This window comes from Nannocystis bainbridge, from assembly GCF_028368995.1.
Taxonomy (GTDB): domain Bacteria; phylum Myxococcota_A; class Polyangia; order Nannocystales; family Nannocystaceae; genus Nannocystis; species Nannocystis bainbridge.
On record NZ_JAQNDL010000001.1, the window covers coordinates 1,639,742 to 1,658,873 of the forward strand.

15 protein-coding genes are annotated in these 19,132 nt (G+C 73.1%); 5 read left to right on the forward strand and 10 right to left on the reverse strand.

The genetic code is table 11. The features are described 5' to 3' along the window. Positions 1-46: 46 nt before the first annotated feature. Positions 47-472: a hypothetical protein gene (locus tag POL25_RS06390; RefSeq protein ID WP_272085002.1), complete on the reverse strand. Its 426-nt coding sequence runs from the start codon at positions 470-472 to the stop codon at positions 47-49. Positions 473-967: 495 nt separating this feature from the next. Between POL25_RS06390 and POL25_RS06395 the strand changes: the two genes are divergently transcribed. After that, the gene (locus tag POL25_RS06395; RefSeq protein WP_272085003.1) at positions 968-1,462 is read left to right on the forward strand and encodes a hypothetical protein; all 495 of its coding nucleotides are present in this window, start codon (positions 968-970) and stop codon (positions 1,460-1,462) included. A gap of 133 nt (positions 1,463-1,595) precedes the next feature. Here POL25_RS06395 and POL25_RS06400 read toward each other — a convergent pair whose 3' ends face one another. Then, on the reverse strand, positions 1,596-2,741 hold the full coding sequence (locus tag POL25_RS06400) for an SMP-30/gluconolactonase/LRE family protein (protein ID WP_272085004.1): 1,146 nt from the start codon (positions 2,739-2,741) through the stop codon (positions 1,596-1,598). Between the two features lie 566 nt (positions 2,742-3,307). Between POL25_RS06400 and POL25_RS44160 the strand changes: the two genes are divergently transcribed. Both POL25_RS44160 and POL25_RS06410 read left to right on the forward strand, forming a co-directional pair. Further along, positions 3,308-5,137, forward strand: a complete 1,830-nt coding sequence (locus POL25_RS44160) for a MutS-related protein (RefSeq protein WP_272085005.1) — start codon at positions 3,308-3,310, stop codon at positions 5,135-5,137. A 68-nt stretch (positions 5,138-5,205) separates the two neighbouring features. After that, complete coding sequence (locus tag POL25_RS06410; RefSeq protein WP_272085006.1) at positions 5,206-5,937, forward strand: hypothetical protein; 732 nt, start codon at positions 5,206-5,208, stop codon at positions 5,935-5,937. A 10-nt stretch (positions 5,938-5,947) separates the two neighbouring features. On the opposite strand, the gene POL25_RS06415 is transcribed toward POL25_RS06410, so the two are convergent. From POL25_RS06415 to POL25_RS06430, 4 genes are all read right to left on the reverse strand, one after another. Next, entirely contained in the window at positions 5,948-6,820 is an 873-nt protein-coding gene (locus POL25_RS06415) for an SDR family oxidoreductase (protein ID WP_272085007.1), read from the reverse strand. Between the two features lie 10 nt (positions 6,821-6,830). Next, a complete protein-coding gene (locus POL25_RS06420; protein WP_272085008.1) occupies positions 6,831-7,604 on the reverse strand; it encodes a helix-turn-helix domain-containing protein in 774 nt (257 codons plus the stop codon). Between the two features lie 111 nt (positions 7,605-7,715). Next, on the reverse strand, positions 7,716-8,330 hold the full coding sequence (locus POL25_RS06425; protein ID WP_272085009.1) for a hypothetical protein: 615 nt from the start codon (positions 8,328-8,330) through the stop codon (positions 7,716-7,718). Between the two features lie 206 nt (positions 8,331-8,536). Beyond that, positions 8,537-9,172 carry a hypothetical protein gene (locus POL25_RS06430; protein ID WP_272085010.1) on the reverse strand — a complete coding sequence of 212 codons (636 nt, stop codon included), beginning with the start codon at positions 9,170-9,172 and terminating at the stop codon, positions 8,537-8,539. A 225-nt stretch (positions 9,173-9,397) separates the two neighbouring features. Here POL25_RS06430 and POL25_RS06435 point away from each other — a divergent pair, with 225 nt between their 5' ends. Further along, on the forward strand, positions 9,398-10,795 hold the full coding sequence (locus POL25_RS06435) for a hypothetical protein (protein ID WP_272085011.1): 1,398 nt from the start codon (positions 9,398-9,400) through the stop codon (positions 10,793-10,795). Between the two features lie 54 nt (positions 10,796-10,849). Here POL25_RS06435 and POL25_RS06440 read toward each other — a convergent pair whose 3' ends face one another. The 4 genes from POL25_RS06440 to POL25_RS06455 form a co-directional block, all read right to left on the reverse strand. Next, a complete protein-coding gene (locus POL25_RS06440; protein WP_272085012.1) occupies positions 10,850-12,343 on the reverse strand; it encodes a serine protease in 1,494 nt (497 codons plus the stop codon). 330 nt (positions 12,344-12,673) lie between these two features. Next, entirely contained in the window at positions 12,674-13,219 is a 546-nt protein-coding gene (locus tag POL25_RS06445) for a hypothetical protein (RefSeq protein ID WP_272085013.1), read from the reverse strand. Between the two features lie 389 nt (positions 13,220-13,608). Then, positions 13,609-14,277 (reverse strand): RNA polymerase sigma factor, encoded by a 669-nt coding sequence (locus tag POL25_RS06450; RefSeq protein WP_272085015.1) that lies wholly within the window; start codon positions 14,275-14,277, stop codon positions 13,609-13,611. A 348-nt stretch (positions 14,278-14,625) separates the two neighbouring features. Next, positions 14,626-15,375, reverse strand: a complete 750-nt coding sequence (locus tag POL25_RS06455) for a hypothetical protein (protein ID WP_272085016.1) — start codon at positions 15,373-15,375, stop codon at positions 14,626-14,628. Between the two features lie 193 nt (positions 15,376-15,568). Here POL25_RS06455 and POL25_RS06460 point away from each other — a divergent pair, with 193 nt between their 5' ends. After that, entirely contained in the window at positions 15,569-18,592 is a 3,024-nt protein-coding gene (locus POL25_RS06460) for a serine/threonine-protein kinase (protein ID WP_272085017.1), read from the forward strand. Positions 18,593-19,132 lie beyond the last annotated feature (540 nt).

Below are 19,132 nucleotides of genomic sequence, written 5' to 3' on the forward strand. Positions count from 1 at the left end.
GGCGCGTCCGGGGAGCCTCAGCGCACCCGGTCGTCCGCGACTGCGGTTATGTGATACACCGATCGCCCGCCTTCTTCCTGGGCGGACTGCGGTCGCGGTGGAACACGAACACCTTGCCGAACACGCCAATGGCGAGGGTCGAATGCCCGGTCGTGGCCGAGACGACCAGGTAGTCGCCGTGGATGAGCACGGGGGCGTTCAGCAGGTCCGCCGCGCGCAGCGCCGTCGCGTGCTGCGCCCGGTCCGGCTTCGTCAGGAGGGCCAGCAGGAGCAACGTCACCACGGCCACCCTGTCGATCCAGCGCGAGCGGCCGACGAACCGGCCCCGGAGCGCGACCAGGAAGAGCAGCACGAAGCCGGCGAGGACGGGGAGCACCACCGCCTGCCGCAGCAGAGGGCTGAGGGCGTCTCCAGCCACCACCGTGTTGATAAGGGTCGGTGCGGACACGAGGTCCAGCAGGTCTGGTTGCATCGAGAATGTCTTCCGCGATCGCGCTTGCGATCTGCGGAATGGCGGCCCGACCACTCCAGAACCTGTGACGGAACTCCCGTCACACCCTACGCGGATACGCACCGCGCACTACGTAGATAACCCACCATGGCTCAGCATGCAAGGGGCCCGCGGGCCAAAGACGGCACGGCGCGTCTGGCGCCCGAGCATTGGCCGCCTGTCTTCAGATTACAAGGAGTTCATCTGTGACGCCCTGTCGCTCCCCGGCGCGCGGCCGGGGCGCCCGCGGCGGGGTCTTCTCCCTCGGGCTCACGACCACCGCCCGGCGCGTCCCTGGAATCGTGCCCTCCCTGCCAATGGAACACCCCACGCAATCGGTCCGAGCAATGTTTGGCCACACTGCGATGGGCGAGTTCACGCATCTCCCCCACCGCCGAACGGCCCTCGTGATTCTCGTCGCCGGCCGCGCCCCCGCCCGGCTCCCGGGCTTATCGTCCGGGGCGACTGTCCCTCGCCATGCCCGTCATCGCCGAACCCGACCGCCTGCCCGCCCTGCGCCGCCTCGGCCTGTCGCCGGCCCTGCTCCGCCTCGCGGCCGGTCAAGCGCCGCACCCGGCCCTGGCGCGCTGCCTGAGCGGTCCGCCCTTCTATCTCTACCGCGGCGCCCACTCGCCGCCTGGCTCGCCGCTGGTGCCGCTGTGGGATCTGCACGACCAGGCGCTCGCCGTACGCGCCGCGACCGACGCCCTGGAATTCCTGCGCTTCAGTATCGAGGCACCGGCGCACCCCGAACACCTGGCCCGCACCGAGGCTGGCTTCTGGGCCACCCAGTTCGACGCCCTGTACGAGCTGGACCTCGACCTCGACGCCCTGCACGCCGCCGCCCAGGCCGTCGGCTACCGCCACCTGGCGCTGCAACTGGGGGCCCGCGACGCGTACGAGCGGGAGGACGCCGCCCATCCCGCATGGCTCTCGGGCCTGGTCGCGCGCATCGACGCCCTGCAGGTCTGAGCCCGCGCCCGCGCCCCCGAATGCCACGACACCGCGGTCCATGGCAATGGCATGACTCTGTCGAGCGCGGCGGTACCTGCCGCGGAGCGCCAAGAATCGGGCGCCCCGACTGCGACACCGCCGGCCAATGGCCTCACGCGCCGGCGACCTTGAGGCGGATCCGGTACACGCGGGCCTGGGCGGTGATGAACAGCGCCTTGCCGTCGGGGTCGCCGAACTTGCAGTTGGTCACCTGCTCCGGCACCTCGATCGTGCCGAGCAGCTGGCCCGCCGGCGTGACCACGCGGACGCCGCCGCCGCCGCTGACGAACAGGTCGCCGAAGCTGTCGACCGCCATGCCGTCGGGGTTGCCCGGCAGATCGCTCTGCAGGTCGATGAACACCTCGCCGCCCATCGCCTGGCCGTCGGGCTGGACCTCGAACACGCGCACGTGCTCGCCGTTGGTGTCGGCGACGTACAGCCGCGTCTCGTCGGGCGACAGGGCGATGCCGTTGGGGCGGTCGAAGTCGTCGGCGATCAGCGACAGCTGGCCCTGCGGGTCGACGCGGAACACGCCCTGGAAATCGAGCTCCTGCTGGTTGGGCTGGATGCCGTAGGGCGGGTCGGTGAAGTAGATCGTGCCGTCGGAGCGGACCGCGATGTCGTTGGGGCTGTTGAGGCTGTTGCCCTCGAACTCGCCGGCCACCGTCTCGGCGTTGGCCTCGCCGACGACCCGGCGCGACAGCCGACGCCCGCCGTGCTCCGCCGCCAGGAGCCGCCCCTCGAGGTCGAACGCGAGGCCGTTCGAGTTGCCGCTCGGGTTGATGAACGGCGCCGCCTGCTCGCCCTCGGCCCAGCGGAAGATCGTGTTGGCCGGGATGTCGCTGAACAGCAGGAAGCCCTCGGGGCTCCAGATCGGGCCCTCGGTGAACTGATGCCCGTCGGAGATCAGCTCGAGCTCGCCGTCGACGATGTCGTCGAGCGACATCGGCGGGTCGACGGCGCCGGTGGTGGTAGTCGTGGTCCCGTCGGTGGCAGGTTCGGTGCTCGCGTCGGTGGTCGTGCTCGTCGTCGTCGCGTCGGTGGTGGAGGTCGGGTCGCTCGTGCTCGTCGGCGCGATCGAGGTCGACGCCTCGGTGGTGTCGGTGCCGACCGTGGTGCCGGTCGCGTCGGTGCTCGTGGCGTCGGTGCCGGTCCCGGTCGGATCGGTGCCGGTCCCGGTGTCCGTGGTGGTCTCGCCGGAGCCGCCGCCGCACGCGAGCGCGAGTGAAAACATCCAACCTGAGGCGCGCTTCATCATGCCTCCGGGGGTATCACGCCGACCGCACGAGCACCAGGCGCGTGGCGATCGCGCGACCCTCACGCGGCCCTCGCATCACCGCGAAGGCAGGCTGCTCGCGCGCATCGACATCGACGCCGTCCCGCTCGTCACGGCGCGCTCGTGCGCGATCGGGAGGGCCTTCGGGGGCCCGCCGATCCGCGGCTGGGTGACGATGACGACAACCTCGCGCGGGCGAGCCCGGTGGCGTGCGAGCGGCGCGTGCGATGCGTTCGCCGGGCTGCGCGGGCGAGCTCCACGGAGCGCGAATGCTTGCAGCGGCCACGCGCGTCCGTCGGCCATGGCCCGGCGAGCCGAGACCGCCGAGCGTACGACGATCGTGCCATGACTCATGGGACATGCCCTTTCGAGCATGTCCGATACGCCATGCTCGAGAGAGCATGCCCGTTTCGCCAGGTCCTGGGTTCGCCCTTCGCCGCGCCCGCGATCGGCGCGGCTGGCGGGCTCGCCGGGGCGCCGCTCGCCATTCGCCGGCCGGCGAACGACTTCTCGTTGTAATCCGCCGCGGGTGCGGCATCATCCCGCGGGTGTCCGACCCGCGCAGCGAGTACCAGCGCCGGCTCGCCGCGCGGCAGGCCGCGGTCGCCGTCGTCGACGGCCAGATCCGCCGGATCTCCGACTGGCGGCTCGGTGTCTTCCTCGGCTTCCTCGTGCTGCTCGGGTTCGGCCTCGCCGACCGGCCCGCGGTGCTGGCCGCCGCTCTCGCGCCGCTGCTGGGCTTCGTCGCCCTCGTCGTCGTCCACGAGGGCGCCTACCGCCGCCGCGCCCGCGCCCAGTTGGCCGTCGAGCACTACCTGCGGGCGCTCCGGCGCCTCGACGACGCGTGGCGCGGCGAGGGCGTGCAGCACCGCGAGTTCGTGCCGCCCGAGCACCCCTACGCCGCCGACCTCGACCTGTTCGGTCCCGGCTCGCTGTTCGCCCTGCTGTGCACCGCGCGCACGCGCGGCGGCGAGGCCACGCTGGCGCGCTGGCTGCTGCAGCCGGCCGGCGTCGACGAGGTCCTCGCGCGTCAGGAGGCCGTGCTGGCGCTGCGCGAGCGGCTCGACCTGCGCGAGGATCTGGCGCTGCTCGGCGGCGACGTGCGGGCCGCGGTCGCGCCCGAGGCCCTGGTCGCCTGGGGCACCGCGCCGCCGCGCATCGACGCCGCGCGGTTCGGGCGGCTGCGCCTGCTGGCCATCGCGCTGGGGCTGGCGGCGATCGTCACCGCGGTGCTCGCGTTCGCCGGCGACCTCGGCTTCGTGCCGCTGCTGATCGTCGCCGTGCTCGAGGCGCTGGTGATGCGCACGCTGAGGCCGAGCACCGGGGCGATCGTCACCGCGGTCGAGGGCCCGCGGCGCGACCTCGAGGTCATCGCGCAACTGCTCGCTCGCGTCGAGCGCGAGCCGACCACGGGCAGCCGGCGACTGACCGAGCTCGCGGCGGACCTGCGCACCGGCACGGCGGCGACGGAGCGCACCGGCGCCGTCACGGCCTCGACGGCGATCGCCGGGCTGGCGCGCGCGGTCGACTGGCTCGAGGCGCGCAAGAGCGGCCTGTTCGCGCCGATCGCCTTCTTGTTGATGTGGGAGCTGCACGGGGCGCTGACGGTCGAGCGCTGGCGTCAGACCCATGGCCCGGCGATCGCACGCTGGCTGGCCGCGCTCGGTCAGCTCGAGGCGCTGGCGTCGCTGGCGACCTACGCGTACGAGCGCCCGGGCGACCCGATGCCGACGGTGACGGGCGAAGGCCCGCGCGTCGAGGGCGAGGCGCTGCGCCACCCGCTGCTGCGCGCCTCGGTGCCCAACTCGGTGACGCTCGGCTCGCCGCTGCGCGTGCTGATGGTCAGCGGCTCGAACATGTCGGGCAAGAGCACGCTGATGCGCACGCTCGGGGTCAACGTGGTGCTGGCGCTGGCCGGCGCGCCGGTGTCGGCCCGGTCGATGACGCTGAGCCCGCTGCAGATCGGCGCGACCCTGCGGATCGAGGACTCGCTGCAGAACGCGAGCTCGCGCTTTTACAGCGAGCTGCGACGCTTGCTGCAGCTGCGCGACCTGGCCCGCGCGGGCGACCCACCGCTGCTGTTCCTGCTCGACGAGATCTTCCACGGCACCAACTCGCACGACCGCAAGATCGGCGCCGAGGCGGTGCTGCGCGCGCTGGTCGAGGAGGGTGCGATCGGTCTGTGCACGACCCACGACCTGGCCCTCGCCGAGGCGATCGCCGACCTCGGCGAGCGCGCCCGCAACGTGCACTTCGCCGACGAGGTGGTCGAGGGCAAGCTGGTCTTCGATTACACGATGCGCCCGGGCCTGGTCGGCCGCAGCAACGCGATCGCGCTGATGCGCGCGATCGGGCTGCTGCCGGCGAGCGAGGCGTGAACGAAGAAGATGACCGATCGGACATGTGCGAACGAGCTCCAGCCCGAGGAACCGGGTAAGCTGCGGACATGCCTTGTCTTCGCGCGAATTTCTTACTCCTGAGCCTCCTGCTGGCCGCCTGCGGCGAAAAGGGCGGCGAGACCGAAAGCGTCGGCGGCAGCTCGACCACCACCGAACCGCCCGGCACCGGCAGCACCCTCGGCGAGAGCTCGACCACCGACGCGCCCACCACCGGTGAGCCGGCAGCTTGCGTCGATCCCTCGCTCGTCGAATTCGGCCCCGCCGTGCAGATCACGCTGCACAACGCCGGCGCGACCCGCCTGTTCGTCAACCTCCAGGAGGAATGCACCCGCGTCCTCCCGATCGAGCTGCGCGACGCCGACGACGTCGCGGTCGACGTCAACCGGAGCGACTGCGAATTCAGCTGCGAGACCGCGCTGGCCGGCAACTGCGGCTGCCCGGCCGGCTGCGGGCTCGGCAGCGTCATCCAGCTCGAGCCCGGCGGCACCTGGCCGCTGCAGTGGAGCGGCCAGCGCTGGGTCGAGGCCGAGCTGCCGGCCGAGTGCCCCGCGGAAGACTGCTCACCGAGCTGCCTCGCCGCCGATCAGGCCCCCGACGGCGCCTACACCGTGAGCGCGCGCGCCTTCGACACGGCCACCGAGTGCGACACGTGCACCTGCGAACCTGGCCCCGAGGGCAGCTGCGAGCTCATGTTCGCGTTCGCCAGCGGCGCCGAGGCCCTCGCCACCGCCGCGCTCGACTACCCGGCCCAGACCGCCGTCGAGCTGGTGTTCGAGTGATTCGCGGGCGTCAGCGATCGAAGTAGGCTGCGCTTTCGAGATCGGCGAGCAGGCCCTGCTCGGTCGGCTGCCAGCCCAGCAGCTTCTGCGTCGCCTCGCTCGCGGTCGGGGCGTCGCGCGCGAACATGGGGCCGATCCATCCGAAATGCTCGACCGGCATCGCCTTCACCGGCAGGCCCAGGCGCTTGCCGATGACCGCCGCGATCTCTCGCGTCGGGACCCCGACCTCGGCGACCGCGTGCACCCGCGTCCCCGCCGGCGCCTTCTCGACCGCGAGCCGGAACGCTCGCGCCGCGTCGAGCCGATGGACCGCGGGCCAGCGGTTGGCGCCGTCGCCCACGAAGCCCGCCACGCCCGTCTCGCGCGCGACGCGGATCAGCTCGGGCACGAAGCCGTGATCGCCGGCGCCGTGCACCGTCGGCGGCAGGCGCACGATCGACACCCGCACGTCGCGGGCCCCGAACGGCAGCGCCGCGGCCTCCGAGCGGCGGGGAAACGCCGAGCCGTCCGGCATGTCCTCGGTGGCGACCACGCCCCCCGCCGCGCCCAGCACCCCCGACGTCACCACCAGCGGCCGGCCCGAGCCCGCCAGCGCCTCGCCGAGCGCCTCGATCGCCCGCACGTCGACCGCGACCGACGCCGCGTAGCGGGTGAAGTCGTGGATGAACGCCAGGTGAATGACGCCGTCGGCGTCCGCGGCCGCGCGCGCCAGGCTCTCGTGGTCCTCGAGCGCGCCGCGATGCGGCCGCGCGCCGGCCTCGGTGATCGCCTTCGCGGCGGCTTCGGAGCGCGCGAGGCCGATCACCGCGTGACCGGCCCCGATCAGTTCATTGACGACGGCGCTGCCGACGAAGCCGGAGGCGCCCGTGACGAAGATCTTCATGCCTGGCAAGCTACCGACCGGCGACCGCCGCGGCTTGGCGGTTCTTGGCGGAAAACTGGCCCGGCGTCATGCCGACGATCCGACGAAAGTGCCGATTGAGCTGGCTCTGATCGTAGAGCCCCACCTGCGGCGCGATGTCTTTCGGCTTCGCGCCGGCCGCCAGCAGCTGCTTGGCTCGCGCGATCCGCAGCTGCGTCAGGTAAGCGTGCGGCGGCATCCCGACCTGGGCCCGGAACGCCCGGCACAGGTGAAACTTGTCGAGGCCGGCATACTCCGCCAGCTCGTCCAGCGTCACGGCCTCGCTCGCGCGCTCGCGCAGCAGCCCCAACGCGCGCCGCACCGGCCGCGTCGGCTCGAACCGCGACTCCTCGATCGCCCGCATCGCGTCGATCGCCTCGGCCAGCGCACACTCGAGCGTGAAGCGATCGGCGCCTGCCGCCACGGCGTCGTGGAGCCGCTGAAACGGCAGCCCGCGCCGATCATCCACCGCCAGGCACGACTGCACCGCCAGCGCCTCGATGTGCGGCGTCGAGAAGCCGATGAGTTGATACGTCACCGGCCCGTCGCGCTTGAGGTCGCGGTGCACGTCGCCGGGCGCGAACACGACGACCGAGCCGGGGGCGCCTCGCCACGCGCGGCCATGCGCCCAGAACTCCGAGCGGCCGGCCTCGAACCTGCTGATCATGAAGGTCTCCTTCATGCCCACGAACGGCGCGTCGTTGGCCACCCGCGTCGCTCGCAGCCCCGGCAATGATACGGAGACAGGCTCGGCCCGCGACGCCATGCCCCGAGCATAGCCTGGACCCCGCCCCGGCCTTGGGCATTCTTGGCGGTTCTTCGTCCTGCAGCCCCGCCGTGCGAGCCGCGGGTCCGCGGATGCGGTCGCGGGCGGCGCTCACTCGAGCTTGACCGAGCCGCAGATCTTCTCGGCCCACGCGCGCGTGGCCGCGAAGCTCGGGATCGGCTTGTCGTCCGGCCTGCCCGTGCCGGTGCGCTGGATCACCGTGCAGCGCACCGCCTTGTCGCCCGCGCGATGGATCGCCTCGACCTTGAAGAACTGGCCGTCGCTGCGCTCGGACACGCCGATCATGCCGCCGTCCGGCAGCTCCTCCTTGCGGGCCACCACCAGCGGCGGCTTGTCGTTGCCGGGCGAGACCAGGCTGCGGGCGAACGCCTCGAGGTCGCGCGGCAGCATCATCGGCTCGACGACCTTGGCGGTGATCGAGGGCTCGATGAAGGGGTTACCGTCGGCGAAGGTCCAGTTGACGTACTTGTCGCGGTCGTTCACGTCGCGCTTGAGGTCGGCCGGGAGGTCGATGCTGAACGCCACGCCGGCCATCGTCTCCTTGGTGGTGGTGAGCGCGGCCTGGCTGCGGTCCTTGGGCTGCGGCTTCTCCGAGTCGGCGGGCTTGGCCGCCGGCTTGTCGGCGGGCTTGTCGGCGGCCGGCGGAGAGCCGCCGTCGCAGGCGACCAGCAGGGCGAACGAACAGAGGGTGAGGAGTCGAAGCATGGCGCGCAGGATGGCACGCGGCCGCGGCGTCGTGATGCCGAAGCGCGCCGGAGGCCGCCGGGACCTGTCCCGTGCGCCAGGCGTGAAACGTGCCTCGATCGGGCCCCGATCGGGCCTCGCGTGCAGCGCGGCCCGGGGTTCGCAATCATGCAATCATGACTCGCATGGATGCGAGGATTCCGGGGGCGCGAGGGCCGGCCCCGCGATCACGAGACGAGGACGTCGTACGTGAGGGTCACGCTCGCGGCGCTGCGCTCGATCTCGAGGGCATAGTCCGTCTCCCCGACGACGTACCACAGGGCGATGATCGCCAGCCACACCTCGTATTCGCTCCCCAGCGAGTACCCGTTCAGCGCGACCATCACGTCACCGTTGCGCAGGCCCAGCTCGTAGAGGGTGTCGCCGGCGGCCGCGTTGGCGACCTGGAACCCGACCGTGCTGCTGTAGGTGAAGACCGCGGAGTCGCACTCCCACAGCGGCGTCGGGTCGAGCATCAGCTCGGAGACCAGGCCCGCGTCGACCTCGTGGACCGAGCTGACCACGGTGATGTCGTCGGCCGGATCCCAGCGCTCGCAGTAGCTGGGCCCGCTGGTGGGCCCAGGACAGTAGACGGCCTCGGCATCCCAGTCATGAGACCCGATACAGGCGCCGGCACACCCGCCCGGGTCGCACGGCGTCGGATTGTCGGCCTGCGAGCTGTCGTCGCAGTCGCAGACGGGGTAGGCGTACGTACCGATCTCGCACTGGTTGCAAGCTTCGGGGTGCCAGCCTCCGAGGCCGCAGCCGGTGGTCAGGGTGACGAGCATGGAGAACGAAGCGGTGATGAACGATGGAACACGCATGATGGCTGTCCCTGCAGCAATCAGCGTGCCCGCGATTTCTTCAGTGTTCTTCCGCGGCGCCCCGATGCGTCCCTGCCCTCGCCGCATGGGACATAGCGTCATGCCCCATGCGGCACCCGGCGGCGGAGGGTGACGATGGCCCGGCGCCTTCACGCCGTCCGCAAGCGCGCCCACGCGCCGGCCTTGCCGTCCCCGTCGCGATTCGCATACACGTGTTCCGGCTGCATGATCCTCGAGCTCCCCGACCTGACGCTCACGCGGCCTCCAGCGAGCTCGAGCCCCTCGACCGCGCCGTGCTCGATCTCCGCTGCCCCGCCGTGCGTGCCCACCTCGGCCCGGCTACCCGCGGCGCTGGGCCTGCTCGCGGCGCTCGTCTCCGGCTGCGCCAGCGCGCGCTTCGAGGCGGCGCACCGCGCCTGTGACCCGGCTGCCGAGGCCGACCGGGCCGACGCGCTCGGCTACGCCGGCCCGCCCGACGACAGCGAATTGCGTGACCGGGCCGCGCGCAACCACGCCGCCGCCCCCCCGTGGGTCGTCGGCCAGTCGCGCGTCTATCCGCTCGATCCGTCGTTCCGCTACGAGGCGCTGTGGCCCGCCAGCGCCGGCGCCAGCACCCCGCTGCTGTGCCGGCTGACCTACGACGCTGGTCGTCGGCGCGGCCTGTTCGCCGCCGATCCGCTGACCGCGGTCGAGCTCACGACGGTCTACGAGGTCCCCGGCAAGACGCCGCCGCAGCGGGTGCTCGGGCCGGACGGCGTGCCGCAGATGTTCGTGCTCGACAGCGTGACCGAGTTCGCGCCGGGTGACGCGCTGCGGATGGCGGTGGTCGATCGTGACGTGCAGTGGGGCGGCAGCTCGGCCACCGACGATCCGCTCATCACATTCACCCTGCCGTACCGTTCGGGGGCCGCGCTCACCGGCACCAGCGGGACGATGTGGCGCGGCACCGTCGATGTCCGCTGCGAACACCTCGACGCCCTCGCGGCCCAGTCGGCCTACGTCGACGCGCTGATGCAGCTCGACGCGCGCCTGCAGCGGTGGGCGCCGCGGCTCGATCCCGACGACTGGGACTTCGGCCTCGCGGGCAGCGGCATGACGGACCTGCGCGCGGCGCTGGAGCGGGCGGCGTCGCTGCGCGGCTGGGACGCCCCGGAGGTGCGCGAGCGGACCGGCCGCTTGCTGGGTGCGCAGCTCTGCTTCGAGCGGGCCGCCGCGCCCGAGGTCGCGCGCCGGGCCCGCCGCTCCCACGCCGGCCGCCTCGGCGAGCTGCAGCTCGCCGCCACCGACTATCGCTGCGAGGCCGCGTCGAGCGCCCAAACCGCGTGTCGGCTCACCGTCGACATCGCCAATCCTACGAGCAATTCGCAGCTGATCCCCGCGTATCCACGCCTGGTGCTCGCCGGGGGCCGCGAGGTCGGGCTGCTCGTCGAGCGAGTCACGATCGCCGGACGCGAGGTCCGGGAGCTGGCGGCGAGCAGCACCGCCACGGTGATCTACCGGCTCGATGTCCCGCTGCGCGCCGATCGGGCGCTCGCCCGCCCGCTGCTGCTGCGCGAGCGCAGGCGCCAGTTGTTCTCCGCGAGCTATCGCGTCGAAGATGTGCCGCTGCGACTCGCGGATTGAGCCGCGGCTCGACGACACCTGCAGCGCGTCGTCGAGCCGCCCGCCGGATTGCGCTCAGTCGATCTCGACGCCGAGGTTGGTCTCGAGGAAGACGGACAGCGCGGCGCGGTCGGCCTCCGACAGCGACGAGAAGGTGGCGACGTGGTTGCCGTCGGTGACGTCGAAGCGCACGTTGCCGCTGGTCGCCTCCGGGGTGACCGCGCCGGCCGCCCACGGGTCCTGCTCGGAGTAGACGAAGGCGACGCCCTCGCCGAGGCGGGCGAACTCCGCCAGCGCGCTGTTCTCGGCGGCGTCGAACGTCGGCACGGCCACGCCCTCGGGCACCAGCCCGCGCTCCATGTCGACGAGGTCGGCGGGGATGAGGCCCTCGGCGACCAGCGCCTCGCGCGGCAGGGCCGGCCAGCCGCTGCTCTGCTGCGCCTCGTAGAAGTAGGCGCCGAAGAACGCCAGGTAGGCGTCGGACATCGGGTAGGCGCCGAAGATGCTGGTGACGCCGTAGAACGCCGAGCTCAGCTCCTCCGCGGTCGCGGTCGCCGGGTCGGGCAGCTCGGCGCAGTCGTCAGGGGTGCCGTAGTACTGCCAGAACAGCCACGGGTACGACAGCGCGGCGGCCTCGAAGGCCCGCGCCGGCTCGACGCGCGTGAAGGTGTCGCCCAACTCGTCCGCGGCCGAGGCCAGCACGACGGGCTCGACGGCCGCGCGCTGGCTGCCGAGCGCGGCCCGCTGGATGGCCTCGAGGCGGTCCTGGCACGCGGCGTCGACGGTGTCGAAGAACGCCAGGAAGCGGGCGTCCTCGGGCCCCTTGAACGGCGCGCCGAAAGCGACGGTGACCGCGACGTCGTCGGGGTAGTGCCGGCGGAAGCTGACCATGTCGACGCCGCCGTTGCTGAAGCCCGAGCCGAGCCACGGGCCGGTGTAGTGGTCGCGCAGGCGGACCACCACGTCGTGGGCGTCGTCCGCGACCTGCTTGCGCGTGAAGTGAGCGTAGTCGTCGCCGTTGCCGTTGTGGAACCGCTTGTCGAGGACCAACTGGTTGCCCTTCACGAGCGTGGTCAGCTCGTCCTCGGCGAACCCGAGGTAGTTGCTGTAGCCCGTGGAGATCAGGTTCATCGGCAGGCCGAAGCCGCGATGGATGAGCGTGAGGTGCTGCTCGTGGGTGCCCGCGTTCGGGTCCTGGTGATCGTTCTGCTGCAGGAGCGTGAGGTCGTAGAGCTCGGCGCCGTCGTCGCTGGTGCCGGCCGGGCTGACGATGAAGCCGGCCGCCTCGAGCGCCGCGGTCACGCTGACGCACGCCTGCGCCTCGCCCTCGCCGTCGACGCAGACGTCGCAGACGGGGTTGTCGACGCCGGTGCCCGGCTCCGCCGCGCCGCCGCCGTCGCAGTCCGGATCGGGCACGCCGCAGCCGCAGTCGCAGGCGTCGCCGTCGTCGTAGCGCGCGGCGTCGCAGGTCCACTCCGCCGGCGGCGTCACGGGGGTCCCGCCCGGGCCGTCGCAGCCGTGGGCGAAAGAGAGGAGGAACAGCGGTGCCAACAATGCGATCGATCTCATGGGAAAGCGTCCTGAAGGCGTGAACCGTACTCAAGACCCTCCCCTGTGCCAGTCGCATCCACGCCAGCGGGGCTGGCAAATCTGCGAGCGCTCGCCGCAGCGCGCCGCCCTCCCCGCCCGGCTGTGAGGGCCGCAGCGCCCGCGGGGCCGATCAAGGCCCGGTCGCGCGTCGGCGCCGCGCCCCTCGAATCCGCGCCCAGGCGATCGCTCGTGGACGGACTTCGAACTGCGCGCGAAACATGACTGCCAATATCGTGAGCGGCTGCGCGCGCCCGGGGTCGTCGCACCGTCGACCTGGCCCCGAGGCCAGGTCGGCGACGCCCGCCGCGCTCACTGCTGGTTCTTGAACCGCGCGCCGGCGAACCACGCCTCGATCGCGCTCGCCTCGGCGTCGAACACGGCGGGCAGGCCCTCGGCGCTGACGACGAACACGTGGTTGCCGGCGGTCTGGACCAGCTCACGCTTGCGGATCTCGCCCATGCTGGCGTGCACGGCCGAGATCCGCAGCTCGTGACCGGGGCCGCCGGCGCGGGTGGTCGGCTTCGACTCGACGACCTCGAACTTCTGGAACAGCTGCTGGTAGGTGGCCGGGAACACGTCGGTCGCCAGCTGCTCGGCGCTGCGGACCTGGTCGGGCGGGACCACGTAATCCTTGGCCAGCAGGAAGAAGAACCGGGTCCGGTCGGTGTAGCGGCACTTGATCAGCGTCGCCTCCTGCCCCGGCTCGGTCGCGGTCTGCTCGACGCACTCCCAGCCGTCGCCGGCCGGCCGCGGCGCGGCGACCAGGCCGTCCTTGCTGGCGAACAGCGCGGGATCGGCCGCGGCGGCCGGACCCGTCGGGGCGGCCGGCGCCGGCTTGGCTGTCTCTACGGGCATGGCCGAAGGGCCAGGTTGTCCGCCGTCGCACGCAACGGCCAGGAGGACGGGGAGGAGGGCGTGTGCGCGGAGAGGCCTCATGAACCAGCGATACTGAACCGCACGGCCGCAGCGGGTCAAGCGGTGGCGCGTGCGCCTCCGGCTCAGGCCGCTCGCAATGCGTCTGCCTGGCCCCGCGTCGGCGCGACGCTGTTCGTCGACGAGGCGCGGCGTATTCGGAGATCCCCGCGAAGGTCGTGGCGCCCGCTCGTGGCGCTCGCCGACGACCGCTGCGGACTCCGAGGCGCTTGCACGCGCCACGCCGGCGGCGATGCCGTCGCTCGAAACTGGCAGCCCCGCTCGTGGCATCGGGTCCGGGCGCCGCGGGTAGCGAGCGCCGTGACGGTCGTTCACGCGTCGTCGGCGAGCGGTCCGTCGGGCGTCCAGCCCTGCTGCGCGCGGACCTCGGCGGCCCACGCCTCGAGGTCCGCGAGCGAGACGGTGACGGGAGTCGCGTTCGCCCGCGCGGCGAGGTGGGCCGCGATGGCGGCGCGCAGGCGCTCCTTGCCGCGCGCGAGCTGGCTGCGCAGCGTCGGCTCGGCGACGGCGAGCAGCAGCGCCGACTCGCGGCTCGTCAGGCCGCTGAAGTACCGCAGCTCGAGCACCACCTGGTCGTGGAGCGGGAGCTGGCGCAGGGCGTCGACGAGGGCCTGGGCCTGGCGTCGACTCATGATGATGGAGCTCGGCGAGGCCGGGGACAGGTCGTCGACGCACACCCCGGAGAAATCGAGGTGCTCCCGCGCGCGCTTGTATCGCTTGCGGATGTAGCCGTGGAGCACGTTGTGGGCGACCGCGTAGAGGTAGCGACGGAAGCTGGTCTCGCCGCGGAACCCCGGCAGCGACTCGAGCGCGCCGAGGAAGGTCTGATGCACGAGGTCGGCCGCGTCGTCGCCGCTGGCGACCTTGTTGCAGAAGAACCGCGACATCTCGCGGTAGTGCCGGGAGATCAACGCATCGCCGGCCCCCGGCTGCCGGTCCCGCCAGGCCGCCGCGAGCTCCCAGTCACTCGGCTCGGACATCGGCGCGAGTATACCTCGCACGCGCCGGCCGCACGAGGCCGTGCCCGAGCCGGCCGCGCCAGGCGAACGCCGCGAGCGTCCGCCCCACGTCGTCGCCCTGCGCGCGCGTCGAGGGCGTGAGCGCGATCCAGGAGGCGCTCGGGGCTGGCGATCGGGCACATCGCCGGCCGACCGAGCTCGGCGGTTGCCGCGAGTGCCCATTGCAAGAGGTGCTTCGCGCCCGCGCGCACGTGATCGAAGCGCGCCCGCTGGCGGCGGACCTGCGAATCGTTCGCGTCGACCGCGGTGGCGAGTGCCGCGGCGGTGGCACGTGCGACGAGGATCCGGAGGGTCCGCTCGCCGCGTCGTTCACACCTCGCTGAGCGCGTACTGAACGTACTCGGTGCACGCCTCGACCGCATCGCCCGCGGTCGCGTCCTTCAGGCACGCGGTCTTGGCCTCCACCGAGTCGGCCGCGAGGCAATCGGTGAAGAAGCTGGCCGGCTTCAGCGCGCGATGCTCGACCGCCCCGACATAGCCCCCGAAGTCGAGGAAGCCCTCGGCGTAATGAAACACGGTCCCGTCGCCGAGCACATAGAAGTGGAGGGTGTCCGACCAGTAGCCCGGGAACTCGGTGTTATAGAGCTCGACCCGCAGCGAGCCGGGCACTTTCGCGGCCAGCGCCTCGAGCACGCAGTCGAGCGCGGCGTCGTCGCTGGCCGATGTGCACGGCTCCTGGCTCTGGTAATCGTCCGGACCGCCGCACGAGAGGGTGACGCTCGGGCACAGGCTCTCGCCGCCGCAGCTCACCTCGACCTCGGGCGGCGTCGGCCTGACGCCGGGGATGAGCTCGAAGCAGCAGCAGGCGTCGACGCGGCCGTGGTCCGCACAATCGCCGTCGGTCTCGGCGGCGGTGCTCGCGTCGGTGCCCGGATCGGTGGGGGCGTTCACGGTGGACGACCCTGAATCGGTGGCGCTCTCCGTCGTGGTGGTGGCGTCGTCGGTCGCGCTCCCGGCCGTCGTGTCGTTCTTCGAATCGCAGGCGACGAGGCACAGCAGCGCGCCGAGCAGAGCAGCACGGGGCGCGGACGAAGAGGCAAAAATCGAGGTCTTATGCATGGTCGGCTCCAATGAAAGTAGTTCGGCGGCGCGAGAGCTCGTGGGCCGAGCCTCGTCGCTGCGGATCGACGAGTGTCGACCTCCCGGGCTTTGATCGGAGCGCGACGAAAACTTTTTTCGCGCCGCGTCGCGCGGCGAGCGCGCCGTTGTCGCCGCACACCCACGGCGATACCCTGCGGTCCGATCTGGCGACGTGGGCACCGAACGGCCGAATCTGCTTGAGCGCATCGACCAGGGCCGCGTCAAGTTCGAGCTCCTGGGCACTCCCCAGTCGCTGGCGCGGCTCGACCGCTTCGTCGTGTTCGCCCGGCTCGGCGCCGGGGGGATGGGCGTCATCTATCACGCCTACGATCCACGGCTCGATCGCGGCGTCGCCATCAAGCTGCTCCGGCCGGCCGTCACGGCCCACGGCCGCCACCGCCGGCTGTTGCGCGAGGCCCGGGCGATGGCGCGGCTGGCTCATCCCAACGTCGTCCAGGTGTTCGAGGTCGGCGAGCTCGAGGAGCACATCTACCTGGTCATGGAGTACGTCGCCGGCCAGACGCTGCGGGCCTGGCTCGCCGAGTCGCCGCGCACCTGGCGAGAGGTGGTCTCGGTGTTCCTCCAGGCCGCCGACGGCCTCGCCGCGACCCACGCCCACGGGCTGGTGCACTGCGACTTCAAGCCCGAGAACGTGCTGATCGGCGCCGATGGGCGCGCGCGCGTCGGCGACTTCGGGCTCGTGCAGGCCGAGGCCGACGCGCCCGACGAGGCGGTCGTCGCCCGCGTGCGGGTCCGCGAGCGCCCGCCGGAGACCACGTCGACGAGCACCAGCCTGGGCGGAGGCACGCCGCGGTACATGGCGCCGGAGCAGCACGAGGGGCGCGCGGCGGATGCTCGCAGCGACCAGTACGGCTTCTGCGCCGCGTTGCTCGAGGCGCTCGCGCCGGCGCGGTTCGAATCGTTCGTGCGCGAGGCGCCGCTCGGCCTGCGCGCGCTGCGAGGCGAATCGCCGGCGCCCTTGACGGTCGCGGGCGCACCGCCGGAGCTCGGCCGCGTCCTCGCCCGCGGCCTCGAGCCCGACCCCGAGCGCCGGTGGCCGTCGATGTCCGCGCTGCGCGAGGCGCTCGCCAGGCTCGCCGAGCCGCGGTCGCGCGGCCTCGGCTGGCGGTGGGCCCTGGCCATCGGCGTGGCGGTCGGGCTGCTCGCGGGCGCCGGCTATGGCTTCGCGGTCACCGACGCGGCCCCCTGCGACGGCGGAGCCGCCGAGCTCGCCGCGGTGTGGGGCGAGCCGCAGCGCCAGCAGCTCCGGGCCGCGGTCACGGCGACGGGCCTCGGGTTCGCGGCCGAGACCGGCGCGCGGATCGAGGCCCACCTCGACGCCCACGCGCAAGCCTGGTCTCAGGCCCATCGAGCCGCCTGCGAGGCGCACCGCGACGGGCACAGTTCGGCCGCCCTGCTCGACCGGACCATGCTGTGCCTCGCCGCCGACCGGGTCGCGCTCGCCGGCCTGGTGCAGCGCCTCGTCGCGGCCGACGCCGCCGATCTCGAGCGGGCGATGGGGGCGACGCTGGCGCTGCCGGAGCTCGCCCGCTGCCGCGACGCCCAGGCCCTGCTGGCCGAGGTCGCCCCGCCGACCGACGCCGCGACGACCCTGGCCGTGCAGGCCGTGCGGTCCCAGCTGGGCACCGTCCGCGCCGAGTGGTCGCTCGGGCACCTCGACGACGCCGCGCGCCACGCCGCCGAGGCGTTCGCGCGGGCCCTGGCCACCGGTCACGCGCCGCTGATCGTCCAGGCTCTCTATCACCTCGGCAAGCTCCACCACTCCCGCGACGCGCGGGCCGAGGCCGAGGCCACGTTGACCCGAGCCGCGTGGATGGCCGCGGAGATCGGCGACGACGAGCAGCTCGGCCTCGTCGCCGCGGCGCTGGCCCACGTGGTCGCGCTGCCCGGCGACCGTGGGCCCGAAGCCCGCACGTGGGTGCAACTGGCGCGCGCGATGACCCACCGGACGGCCCCGCGCGGCCGCTCGTACTTCGAGGCGCTGTTCGCCTCCGGCCAGGTCGAGCACCGCGCCGGGCGCTTCGCCGCGGCCGAGGAGTGGTTCGTGCAGGCCCTCGCCCACGCCGAGCAGCACCTCGGGTCGCGCAGCCACTCGACGCTGCTCGCGCGCGGGATGGTCGCGCTGGTGCAGGGCGAGCGCGGCGAGTACGACGCCGCGCTGGCGCAGTTCGAACGGCTCGCCGAGGTCCAGGCGGAGGTGTTCGGCCCGTCGCATCCGGCGGTCGCCACCCATCACAACAACCGGGCCGCGCTCCTCCGCCAGTCCGGCCGCGAGGACGAGGCCCTGGCCGAGTTCTCGCAAGCGCTGGCGATCTGGCGCGCCGCTTATGGGCCGGACCACCCCGACGTCGGCATGGCCCACGGCAACATCGCCTCGGCGTTGCTCACCCGCGGCCTGCCGGGCGACTTCGAGCTGGCCGAGCCGCATCTGCGTCGGGCCATCGCCACCCGCGAGCGGAGCCTCGGCCCCGACGACCCCGATCTGGCGGTCGAGCTCAGCAACCTCGGGAGCCTGCACCTGTTCCGCCTCGAGCTCGACGAGGCGGAGCGGCAGCTCGTCCGCGCCCTCGAGATCTGCGAGCGGACCGCGGGCGCCGAGCATCCGCGGGTCGTGCTGCCGCTCCTGGTGCTCGCCGAGGCGGCCGGGCTGCGCGGCGACCTGGCGGCGCAGCGGCGGCATTACGAGCGCGCCCTGAAGATCCAGGAGGCGTCGCTCGGACCGGAGCACCCCGACCTCGCCTGGACCCTGCGTGGGCTCGCCGAGGTGGCTCTCCGCGAGGGCGCGCTCGACCTTGCCGAGGGCCTCCTCGCCCGCGCCGAGGCCCTCGACGCCAGGGCCGGCGCGGACGAAGAGCGAGCGCTCGCGGCCCTGGGCCTGCGGGGACGACTCGCGCTCCGCCGCGGCGACGTCGCGACCGCGTGCGACCTGCTGGCTCGCTCGCTCCCCGGCAGCGCACGCACCTTCGATCCGGCCCGCGCCGAGCTCTCGAGCGAGCTCGCGCGCTGCCTGGTGGCCGCGGGGCGAGCCGACGAGGCGCGCCCGCTGGCCGAGCAGGCCGCCGCGTTCTACCGCCGGGGCGGCCCGGCGCTGGCGTGGCGGGTCGACGCCCTCGCGGCGCTGGCGAGCGGTCCAGGGCCCCGTGGGCAGCCTCGGGCCGATGTCCGAGCCCAGTGACTGCAGCCCGCGCAGGCCCCGGCGCGCCACGTAGCCGGCCCGCGGGCCCGCCGACCCCGACGCACGCGCGCCTCCGCCGATACCCGCGCGGTCGCCACGATCGCCGAAGCGCTGCCGCCGGCTGCCGCGCCCCAGCCTTCGGCCCACGTCCCCGCGGCGGCATTGTCCGCGCCTTCGCCCTCGGGGCGTCCGGGATGCGCCCGGCTAGGCCGGCCGAACCAGAACGCCTGCCGGCGGCGGACCCGTGATCGCAGCCACCGAAGCTCGCGGCGCAGCTTGAAGGGGAGCGGCTCGGAGTCATGCTCCGGACGCGACAGCGCCCGTCTCGGATGCGTGCGGTGGCCCTGTTCCATGCCGCCGCGTCGCCACTCCCGGAGCAGACAGGAGCGCCACGATGCGAGACGAGAGTGAACGTGAGGACCACGGAAAGCTGTTCGTGACGAGCAGGTGTTGCGGCGCGGCGACGTGTCGCAACTTTGCGCCCGAACTCCTGGGCGAGGTGGCGACGGCGGGCGCCGTCCGTGACGGGCATCGGCTCGC